10 protein-coding genes are annotated in these 10223 nt (G+C 72.6%); 4 read left to right on the top strand and 6 right to left on the bottom strand.

Annotation, left to right across the window (positions count from 1 at the left end; genetic code table 11):
* Window positions 1–254: 254 nt before the first annotated feature.
* Window positions 255–1634, bottom strand: coding sequence for an NAD-dependent malic enzyme (locus AC3X7Z_RS15365; protein ID WP_186339729.1), 1380 nt, complete (start codon window positions 1632–1634; stop codon window positions 255–257).
* Window positions 1635–1788: 154 nt separating this feature from the next.
* Here AC3X7Z_RS15365 and AC3X7Z_RS15360 point away from each other — a divergent pair, with 154 nt between their 5' ends.
* The 4 genes from AC3X7Z_RS15360 (at window position 1789) to AC3X7Z_RS15345 (ending at window position 4555) form a co-directional block, all read left to right on the top strand.
* A complete protein-coding gene (locus AC3X7Z_RS15360) occupies window positions 1789–2361 on the top strand; it encodes a potassium channel family protein (protein ID WP_206054464.1) in 573 nt (190 codons plus the stop codon).
* Window positions 2358–2741, top strand: coding sequence for a hypothetical protein (locus AC3X7Z_RS15355; RefSeq protein ID WP_186339728.1), 384 nt, complete (start codon window positions 2358–2360; stop codon window positions 2739–2741). The genes AC3X7Z_RS15360 and AC3X7Z_RS15355 overlap by 4 nt, the downstream gene beginning before the upstream one ends.
* A 71-nt stretch (window positions 2742–2812) precedes the next feature.
* A complete protein-coding gene (locus tag AC3X7Z_RS15350; protein ID WP_186339727.1) occupies window positions 2813–3271 on the top strand; it encodes a DUF350 domain-containing protein in 459 nt (152 codons plus the stop codon).
* An 18-nt stretch (window positions 3272–3289) separates the two neighbouring features.
* The gene (locus AC3X7Z_RS15345) at window positions 3290–4555 is read left to right on the top strand and encodes a glutathionylspermidine synthase family protein (RefSeq protein WP_186339726.1); all 1266 of its coding nucleotides are present in this window, start codon (window positions 3290–3292) and stop codon (window positions 4553–4555) included.
* 9 nt (window positions 4556–4564) lie between these two features.
* Here AC3X7Z_RS15345 and AC3X7Z_RS15340 read toward each other — a convergent pair whose 3' ends face one another.
* The 5 genes from AC3X7Z_RS15340 to AC3X7Z_RS15320 form a co-directional block, all read right to left on the bottom strand.
* A complete protein-coding gene (locus AC3X7Z_RS15340) occupies window positions 4565–5557 on the bottom strand; it encodes a right-handed parallel beta-helix repeat-containing protein (protein ID WP_489976473.1) in 993 nt (330 codons plus the stop codon).
* A complete protein-coding gene (locus tag AC3X7Z_RS15335; protein ID WP_489976472.1) occupies window positions 5554–6054 on the bottom strand; it encodes a glutathione peroxidase in 501 nt (166 codons plus the stop codon). The genes AC3X7Z_RS15340 and AC3X7Z_RS15335 overlap by 4 nt, the downstream gene beginning before the upstream one ends.
* Window positions 6055–6093: 39 nt before the next feature.
* The gene (locus AC3X7Z_RS15330) at window positions 6094–6402 is read right to left on the bottom strand and encodes a biopolymer transporter Tol (protein ID WP_186339723.1); all 309 of its coding nucleotides are present in this window, start codon (window positions 6400–6402) and stop codon (window positions 6094–6096) included.
* Between the two features lie 46 nt (window positions 6403–6448).
* A complete protein-coding gene (locus AC3X7Z_RS15325) occupies window positions 6449–9319 on the bottom strand; it encodes a cation-translocating P-type ATPase (RefSeq protein ID WP_489976471.1) in 2871 nt (956 codons plus the stop codon).
* Between the two features lie 321 nt (window positions 9320–9640).
* Entirely contained in the window at window positions 9641–10120 is a 480-nt protein-coding gene (locus tag AC3X7Z_RS15320; protein ID WP_489976470.1) for a hypothetical protein, read from the bottom strand.
* Window positions 10121–10223 lie beyond the last annotated feature (103 nt).

Here is a 10223-nt window from a genome sequence, read left to right as displayed (position 1 = left end):
GGGGGAGGGGGGGGGGGGGATTTTTTGGGGTGGGTTGGGGGGGGGGTTCCGTGGGGGAGGGGGGGGGGGGAGCCCCGGGGGGGGGGGGGACTCCGACACCTGGAGGCCGTTGCAACCCCCACGAAGTGTCGGACTCCCCCACCAACAGGGCGGTTATGTCACGCGCCGCCACCACGCGCCCGCTCCCGGCCCCCCGGCCCCGCGCCCGGCCCCGCGCCCGGCGCGTACGACGCCGCAGCGTACGCCGCCCGGGCTCAGGCCTCGCGGCCGCTGATCGCCGAGGCGACGCGCTTGGTGACGTCGGGGTGGAAGACGCTCGGGATGATGAACGCCGCGTGCAGCTCCTCGGCGCTGACGGTGTCGGCGATGGCCTGGGCCGCGCGGAGCAGCATGTCGGTGGTGACCTCGTCGGCGCCGGCGTCGAGGAGGCCGCGGAAGACGCCGGGGAAGGCCAGCACGTTGTTGATCTGGTTGGGGTAGTCGGAGCGGCCGGACGCCACGACGGCGGCGTAGCGGTCGGCCTCGGCCGGGTCGACCTCCGGGTCGGGGTTGGCCAGCGCGAAGACCACCGGCTTGGGCGCCATCGTCGGGATCCACTCCGGGTCGAGGATGCCCGGGGCGGAGACGCCGATGAAGACGTCGGCGTCGACGAGGACCTCGCGCAGCGACCCGCGGGCGCGACGGGGGTTGGTCGCCGCGGCCAGCTCGGCGTGGGACGCGGACAGCGACTCGTCGCCGGCGGCGAGCGCACCCGCGCGGTCGACCACGACCACGTCGCGCGCGCCGGCGGCGAGCAGCAGGGTCACGATGGCGGTGCCCGCGGCCCCGCCGCCGGACACCACGATCCGCACGTCGGCGAGCTCCTTGTCCACGCAGCGCAGCGCGTTGGTCAGCGCGGCGAGGACGACGATCGCGGTGCCGTGCTGGTCGTCGTGGAACACCGGGATGTCGAGCGACTCCCGCAGCCGGGCCTCGATCTCGAAGCAGCGCGGCGCCGCGATGTCCTCGAGGTTGATGCCGCCGAAGCCGGGGGCGATCATCTCGACGGCCCGCACGATCTCGTCGGTGTCCTGGCTGGCCAGGCAGATCGGCCAGGCGTCGATGTCGGCGAAGCGCTTGAACAGCGCGGCCTTGCCCTCCATCACCGGCATCGCCGCACCGGGGCCGATGTTGCCGAGGCCGAGGACGGCGGAGCCGTCGGTGACCACCGCGACCGAGTTGCCCTTGATGGTCAGCTTGCGGACGTCCTCGGGGTTGTCGTGGATCGCCATCGACACCCGCCCCACTCCGGGCGTGTAGGCCATCGAGAGGTCGTCGCGGGTGCGCAGCGGCACCTTGGACTCGACGGAGATCTTGCCGCCGAGGTGCAGCAGGAAGGTGCGGTCGCTGACCTTGTGGACCCGCACGCCCTCCACCTCGGCCACCGCGGCGACGACCTCCTGGGAGTGCGTCGCGTCGGAGGCCGAGCAGGTCACGTCGACGGTGAGGCGGTCGTGGCGCGACTCCGCGACGTCGATCGCGGTGACCACCCCGCCGTTGCGGGCGATCGTGGTGGCGACGGAGCCGACGACACTGTGGTCGGCTGCGGTGTACAACCGCATGGTGATCGAGTACGACGACGCGGTTGCTGCCATGCCCAGACCCTCCCGCCCCGGCGGGGTTACCGGCAAGTCGGCGGCGTCCTGGGCTCGCCACGTGGACACCCGCGCGGTCCCGGGGGGTTTGGCCGCTCCGGCGCCGGGGAGGCCCTATAGTCGCCGCGACGGCGCGGGAGACCGGGGGGTGCGCATGGCCGAGGGGGCCACGGGTGTCGATGGTGCCGACCGGGCCATCGCGAGCCGGCTCGGGTTCGTGTCGCGACCCGTCCGCGGGCTGGTCAACGCGCCGCACCTGCTGGTCCTGGTCGTCCTCGGGATCTGGGTGGCCTGCTCGCTGGTCTACGCCCTGCTCGAGGGCAAGGGGCCGATCGAGGGTCTCTGGTGGGGCATCGTGACCGGCTCGACCGTCGGCTACGGCGACTTCTATCCCGCGTCCACCGCCGGGCGTGCCGTCGGGGCGGTCCTCATCGTCTCGATGCTCGTCCTGGTGCCCATCGCCATCGGCCACGTGATCGCCAACCTCGTCTTCGACAAGGAGTCGCTCGCCGTGGCGACGGTGCTCGAGGACGTCCACGAGCGGATCGACCGGCTCGAGCACCTCACCCTCGCCTCGCTCGAGGCGCAGCACGGCCGCGAGTGGCTCGAGCAGCGGCTCGCCGAGCACGAGGCCGCCGACGCGGCCACCACCGACGTCGCCGAGCAGATGCTTGCGATGTTCACCGACAAGAACGACGTCCAGGACCCGCCCGGAGGCCTCCGATGACCACGCCCGCGCGCCGCATGCGCTCGACCAGCATCTCGCTCGGCATCACCGCGCTGATGGCGAGCACGCTGACCGGGTGCTCCTCGAGCGCCGACTACGCCGCGGTGTGCGTCGACCCCGACACCAAGGAGCGCGTCGCCGACGACCAGTGCGACGACGACTCCGACTACAACGGCGGCGGCTCCGGCTTCTTCTGGTACTACCTCGGCGCCAGCTCGCGGATCCCGGCGGTCGGCCAGACGACGACGGGCGGCACCTTCAGCGGCAGCTCGCTCAACGGCACGGTGCAGCGCGGCGGCCTGCCGACCACCGGCGGCTCCAGCGTCAAGTCCGCCACCACCAAGGGCGGCTTCGGCGGCAGCTCCCGCGGCTTCGGCTGAGCCGTGCCCCCACCACCCACCCACCATCCACCGCCCCGACAGCCCGACAGCCCCGCTCCCAGGAGACACCCGTGACCGACCTGATCGACGCCCTGCTCCACGCCGTCGCGTACGCCCTCGTGGGCGGCGCGATGCTCGTCGCGGCCTACTACGTCCTCGACCTGGCGACCCCGGGCCACCTCGGGACCCACCTGCGCGGGGTCGACGAGAACGGCAACGAGTCGGTGCACGCCCACTCCAAGGGCGCCGGCCTGGTCACCTCCGCGTGGCTGGTGTCCAACGCGGCGGTGCTGTTCACCGCGATCTGGACCAACGGGGAGACCTCGCTCGGTTGGGCGCTGGCCTGGACCGTGTGCTTCGGGGTGGTCGGCATCGCCCTCAACACGCTGATGTTCTTCGCCGTCGAGGCGATCACGCCGGGCGACCTGCGCTCCATCGTCACCGCCCCGGGGCCGGTCCGCCCGCTGGCCCACGTCGCCGCCGCCGTCGCCCTCTCCGTCGGCGCCATCGTGTGCGCCAGCATCGCCTGAGCGGCGGGGCACGCACCGATGTGGCGACACCGGTCGCGGGCGCGTGAGGGCTGGCGCGACACCGTCGTGGAGCAGGGCCTGGTCTTCCCGACCACGAAGATGCCCGACGGCTCCGAGCTGCCCTACTGGAACGAGGACGCCTGGTACGAGGTGACGATGGAGGAGGTGGAGGCCCTCGAGGCGGCCACCGAGGAGCTGTGGGCGATGTGCCTGCAGGCCGTCACCCACATGGCCACGACGATGACCGACGAGCGGCTCGGCCTGCCGCCCGGCTCGCTGGGCGTCGTACGCCGCTCGATCGAGGCCGGCGACCCCGCCCTCTACGCCCGCTTCGACCTGGCCTACGGCGCGGACGGCTCGATCAAGATGCTCGAGATCAACGGCGACACCCCGACCGGCCTCGTCGAGACCGGGATCATCCAGTGGAACTGGATGGAGGACGTGATGCCGGAGATGGACCAGTGGAACTCCGTCCACGACCGCCTCGTCGCCGGCTGGCGCACCCTGCGGCGCTCGGGACACTTCGACGGCGACCGGATGCACTTCCTCTACGACCTCGGCGAGGAGGACTCCTACGACGGCGGCGAGATGGAGATGACGGTCCACTACCTGATGGACACCGCCGTCCAGGCCGGCTGGATGACGATGGCGCACCCGATGGCCGAGGTCGGCTGGAACCCCGAGACCCGCGACTACCGCGACGTGCACGACGAGCCGCTGCGCAACGCCTTCAAGCTCTACGCCTGGGAGGAGATGCTGGCCGAGCCGTTCGGCCGCCACGTCGTCGAGCAGGCCGAGGCGCGGCCCACGCGATGGATCGAGCCGGCCTGGAAGGTGCTGCTCAGCACCAAGGCGCTGCTGCCGGTGCTCTGGGAGCTGTTCCCCCGCCACCGGCTGCTGCTGCCGGCCTACTTCGACGAGCCGCGCGACCTCCAGCGTTGGGTCGCCAAGCCGCTGCACGGGCGCGAGGGCGACAACATCCGCGTCCACCTCGACGACATGCTGGAGGACGTCGTGATGCCCGGCGGCTACGGCGCCGAGGGCTGGGTCTACCAGGCCTACACCGAGCTGCCGAGCTTCGAGGGCAACCGCGTGGTGCTCGGGTCGTGGATCGTCGACGGCGAGGCCGCGGGGATGCTCGTGCGGGAGTCGGACGACCTGGTCACCGACTACTACTCCCGCGTGGCGCCCCACGTGATCAGCGACGGCCTCGCGCCGTCGGAGGAGCAGGTGGCGCAGTGGCTGGCCGAGCGCGTCGGGCCGGACGCGCCGACGCCGGCCTGAGCCGCCGGGTCAGCGCACGACCGAGTCGGTGATCGTGCGGCTCGCGCCGAGGAAGAAGATGCCCGGCAGGGTCTCGAAGCCGTCGCTGGGGTTGTCGGTGAGCCGCGAGCCGCGAACGGTCAACGTGCCGGTGCGGTCGTTGGAGACGAAGAAGATCGCCCCGCCTCCCTCGCGGGCCCGGTTGCCGCTGATCGTCGAGTCGTCCACCGTGAGGTGGATGTCGTTGCCGTCGAGGTAGACCGCCCCGCCCGACCCGCCGCCGGGCGTGCCCGGCCGCGCCGGGTTGGCGCCCCGGCCGACCGCCCGGTTGCCGGTGAACGTCGAGCCGCTGATCCGCCACGAGACGCCGATGCTGCTCAGCGCCGAGCCGTTGCTGCAGCGTCCGCCGGTGAAGGTGGAGCGGCGTACGACGACCGGGCGGTCGCGGTGCTGGTCGAGCACGCGCACCGCGGCGCCGCCGACGTCGGGACCGGTGCGGTCGCAGCGGTTGTCGGCGAAGGTCGAGTCGACGATCCGCAGCCGGCCGCCGCGCACGAAGATCGCGCCGCCGCCCCCGCCGTCGGTCGACTCCCCGACGCTGCTGCCGCGGACCAGGCTCATTCGCTTCACCACCAGCCGAGGCTCGGCCTGGTCGTTGCAGTGCGAGGTCGTCCAGACCTGCGCCCGGTCGCAGGTGTTCATATAGAGGATCCGCCGCTGGCCCGCACCGCTCAGGGTGACCAGGCCGCCGCCGTCGAGGACGACGCGGGCCGAGGTGTTGACCACCTTGGCCGTGCGAGTCATCTCGATCGTCACCGGCGCCGGACCGCAGTCGAACGTGATCACGCCGCCCTTCGCGACCGCGCGGACCACGGCGCGCGAGGTGCACGACGCCGGCGTGCCCGTGCCGACGACCACGTCGGCGCGCGCCGCGGCCCGCGTCGTGGGGGCGTCCGCCGTGGCCGGGGGTGCCGGCACCACCACTGCGGCGAGCACCGCCGCGGCGACGCCGGCGCGCCTCACGACGCCTGCCCGGGCGCGTCCTGCAGGGCCTTCTCGATGTCGCCGGCGAGCTTCTCGGGCTCGGTCTGCGGGGCGAAGCGGTCGATCACGTGGCCGTCGCGGCCGACGAGGAACTTGGTGAAGTTCCACTTGATCTTGCTGCCGAGCAGGCCGCCCTTGGAGGCCTTGAGCCAGTCGAAGAGCGGGTGCGCGTCGTCGCCGTTGACGTCGACCTTGGCGAACATGGGGAACGTGACGCCGTAGTTGCGCTCGCAGAAGTCGGAGATCTCCGCCTCGTCGCCGGGCTCCTGGTGGCCGAACTGGTCGCAGGGGAAGCCCAGCACGACCAGGCCCTGGTCGGCGTAGGTGCCCTGCAGCTCCTGCAGGCCCTGGTACTGCCCGGTCAGCCCGCACTGGGAGGCGGTGTTGACGACCAGCACCACCTTGCCGTCGTACTGGCCGAGATCGGTGTCGGTGCCGTCGATGGCGGTGGCCGAGAAGTCGGAGAGAGTGGTCATGGCCCGAGTGTGCCAGCGGTGCCGGCACGACCGCTCCCCTCAGGTGTCGAGGGCGTCGAGCTCCACCAGCGCCGACTCCCACCGCTCACGGCGCTCGGCGTCGGTCTGCTCCCACCACGGGGTGCCGCGCTCGCCGAGGCCGACCTTGGCCAGCCGGGTACGCCGTCGCGTCGCCGCGAGCTCGTCGTCCCCGCGGGCCGAGCGGACGCCCGCGCGTCCCCTGCCGAGGTGGGAGGTCAGGCGTTCGCGCTCGGCCGCCGGGATCGCGGGATCCGTGCGCCGCCACCGCCGGCCGTCGACGACCAGCCACTTCTCCGCATCGGTCGGGGAGTCGGTCGGCTCGGCCACGTGGCCAGTCTGCCCCGGTCGACCAGCAGCGGCTGGTGGTGCGCCGCTACCTGCGCTGACCCGACGCCGCCCCCGCCATCCGGTCCGCCGGTGCGTCCTCGACCGCGGGCGACGAGGCGGACCGTGCCCGGATGATCGCCTTGCGGACCTCGTCGTACCAGAGCACCACCGACGCCAGGGCCACGCACGCGCCCCAGTGGGCGAGGTCGAGGGAGTGGGTGCCGAAGGCGACCTGGAGGAAGGGCACCTCCACCACGGCGAGCTGGAGGACCGCGCCCAGCGCGATCGACGCCCACAGCCACGGGTTGGCGAACAGGCCGTGGAACGCGCTGGTGGTCTCCGAGCGGGCGTTGAGCGCGTTGAAGAGCTGGGCCAGCACCAGGGTGGTGAAGCCGGCCGTCCGGGCGACCTCGAACGTGTCGCTGCCCTCGACCAGGCCGCCGGGCAGGAACAGGTCGATCGCGAAGAGGGCCACCAGCGCCATCACCAGGCCGACCGTCACGATGCCCCCCCACATGCGCCCGTCGATCGCCCGCTCGGTCAGCCGGCGCGGCCGGCGGGCCATCACGTCGTCGATCTCGGGGTCGACGCCCATGGCGAGCGCCGGCGTGGAGTCGGTGACCAGGTTGATCCAGAGGATCTGCGTGGCGAGCAGCGGCAGCACGATCGCCTCGTCGCTCGCCGCGCTGAGGCCGAGCATCCCGGCGAAGACCACACCGAGGAACACGGTGAGCACCTCGCCCATGTTGGACGACAGCAGGTAGCGCAGGAACTTCTTGATGTTGTCGAAGATGACGCGGCCCTGCCGCACGGCCGCGACGATCGTGGCGAAGTTGTCGTCGGCCAGGATCATCCGCGACGCCTCCTTGGTCACCTCGGTGCCGGTGATGCCCATCGCGATCCCGATGTCGGCCGACTTCAGCGCCGGGGCGTCGTTGACGCCGTCGCCGGTCATCGCCACGATCTCCCCGTCGTCCTGCAGCGCGTCGACGAGCATGAGCTTGTGCTGCGGCGCCACCCGGGCGTAGACCGACACCTCCCGGATGACCTCGCGCAGCGCGTCGCCCTCGAGGCCGTCGAGCTCGGCCCCGGTCACCGCCCGCGCGCCCGGTCCGACGATGCCGAGGTCGGTGGCGATGCGCCGAGCCGTGGTCGGGTGGTCGCCGGTGATCATGATGACCCTGATCCCGGCGCGGTGCGCCTCGGCGATCGCCGCGGCCACCTCGACCCGCGGCGGGTCGATGATGCCGACCACCCCGACGTAGACGAGGTCGTGCTCCAGCCTCGTGTCGAGGTCGTCCGCGCCTGCCGATCCGTCGGGCGGCGCCTCGTCCGGGTCGTCGACGACGCGGTAGGCGACGCCGAGGGTGCGGAACGCCTCGCCCGAGAGGGCCTCGACCTCGGCGAGGCGCTCGGCCCTGGCCGCGTCGGTGAGGGGGACCGTCGTCGCACCCACCTGCTGGCGGGTGCAGTTGGCGAGCAGGACGTCAGGCGCCCCCTTGCTGAACAGCAGGCGGGTGCCGTCGGGGCGCTCCTCGTGCAGCGTCGACATCATCTTGCGCTCGGAGGTGAACGGGATCTCGGTGCGGCGCTCGAAGCGTTCCAACCGCTCGGTGACGCCCTCGAGCTTGCGCGCGGCCACCAGGAACGCCGCCTCGGTGGGGTCGCCCTGGATGGTCCACTCGCCGTCGCGCTCGCTCAGCTGGGCGTTGTTGGCGAGCGAGCCGGCGCCCAGCAGCAGCCGCGCCTCGGCCAGCTGTTGCTCGCTCAGGTCGCCACCGCCGGCCGTCACCGCCCCGTCGGGGCGATAGCCGACGCCGCTGACGTCCGCGCGGCCCGACGCCGTGACCAGGCGCTCGATCGTCATCTCGTTGCGGGTCAGGGTGCCGGTCTTGTCGGTGCAGATCACCGACGCTGAGCCGAGGGCCTCGACCGAGTCGAGCCGCTTCACCACGGCGTTGCGCCGCGCCATCCGCTGGACGCCGATCGCCAGGACGACCGACAGGATCGCGGGCAGGCCCTCGGGCACCGCGGCGACCGCGAGCGACACGCCGAGGAGCAGGACGACGACGAAGTCGCTCGCCGTGCTGACGCCCTGCACCACCACGATCACGGCCATCACGACGACGGCGATGACGACCACGATGATGCCGAGCATCCGGCCGATCCGGCCGACCTCGGTCTGCAGCGGGGTGGGCTCCTCCACGGTCGCGTCGAGCATCTCGGCGATCGCGCCGACCTCGGTCGACATGCCCACCCCGGTGACCACGGCGCGACCGACGCCCTGCGCCACCGCCGTGCCCTTGTAGACCATGTCCACCCGGTCACCGAGGGGGACGAGCCGCTCCAGCGTGGCCGGGGACTTCGTGACGGCCTCGCTCTCGCCGGTCAGCGACGCCTCCTGGACGCGCAACGCGGTCGCGCTCAGCAGTCGCCCGTCGGCGCCGACCGCGTCGCCCTCGTTGAGGACGAGCACGTCGCCGCGCACCAGCTCGGCCGACGGCACCACCTGGAGCCGCCCGTCGCGCAGCACCGTCGAGGAGGCCGCGGTCATGGTGCTCAACGCCGCGACGGCGTCCTCGGCCCTGGCCTCCTGGGTGTAGCCGAGCACCGCGTTCATCACCACGATCGCGGCGATCACGATGGCGTCGACCGGCACCCCCTCGCCGCCCTCGACGAACCACGAGATCGTCGAGATCGCGATGGCGGCCAGCAGCAGGTAGACCAGCGGGTCCTCGAACTGCGCCAGGATCTTGCGCCAGGTCGGCACCGGCTTCTTGGCCCGCAGCTCGTTGGGCCCGTCGCGGCGCAGGCGGCGCTGTGCCTCCTCGGTCGAGAGCCCGGTCGCCGGATCCACCTCGAGCCGGCCGAGCAGCACCTCGGCGTCGACCTGGGACGGATCGACCGGCTCCGGCATCACGACACCACTCGGCTCATCCGTCCATCATGCGCCTCCGGCGGCCGTCCCGGACGTGCCGGACGCCTCGGGGCGCACCCCGGACGGACGCGGATCGTCTGTCGAGTCGTCGCGTCCTGACACGGCTGACGCCAAGATGAGCCGACTCGACGGGTTCGGGCGGTCAGGATGCGCCGACTCGACCTCGCTGCCGCCGGCTACGGGCGGTGCGGCTCCGGAGCCAGGCCGAGGTAGCCGCCGAACAGCCGCCGGAGCACGGCCAGCGCCTCGTCGGGGGTGAGCGGCGCCTCGGCCGGCGTGCCCAGGCCGCGCGCCAGGGTGTCAGGTGGGGTGGTTGTAGGTGCCGCTGAAGGGCGGGGCGCCCCACGGGTAGGTCGTGAAGGTGATGACGGGCGCCGACCAGGTGACGTCCTGGCCGCTGTCCATCTGCGCGAATCCTCGGGTGAAGTCCCAGTCGGAGCTGTGCTTCGACAGGTCGACGCTGACCCGGGCCACCCTGTCGCTGCTCGGCTGGAAGCCACCGACGGTCACGTAGAACCTGGTGCCGTTCTCCCACCCGGCGTCGAACCTCACCTGGGCGACGGTGCAGGTCCCGACGACCTCGCCGGTGGAGTTGTCCAGCACCTCGCACGAGTCGCCGCCGGCGGTGGCCCAGGTGCCGGACGTGGCCCGGGTGGCGAACACCGCTCCGTCACTCCACGCCGCGACCGTCCGGTCCGCGGTCGTGGCGACGATCAGGGCGACCGCCACGAGGGTGCCCATCGCGGCGAGCAGACGCCGTCGCGTGGCGGGCCAGGTCATGCTGTGGCTCCTTCTCTTTCATCAGGTTGGCAGGGGTCTCGGCAGGGTCTCGGCAGGGTCTCGGCAGGGTCTCGGCAGGGTCTCGGCAGGGCAAGGGGTGGGA

This window comes from Nocardioides sp. Z24_21 (assembly GCF_058134345.1).
Note: the sequence above shows the minus strand (reverse complement) of the source record. Positions and strands in the feature narration are given on the sequence as shown.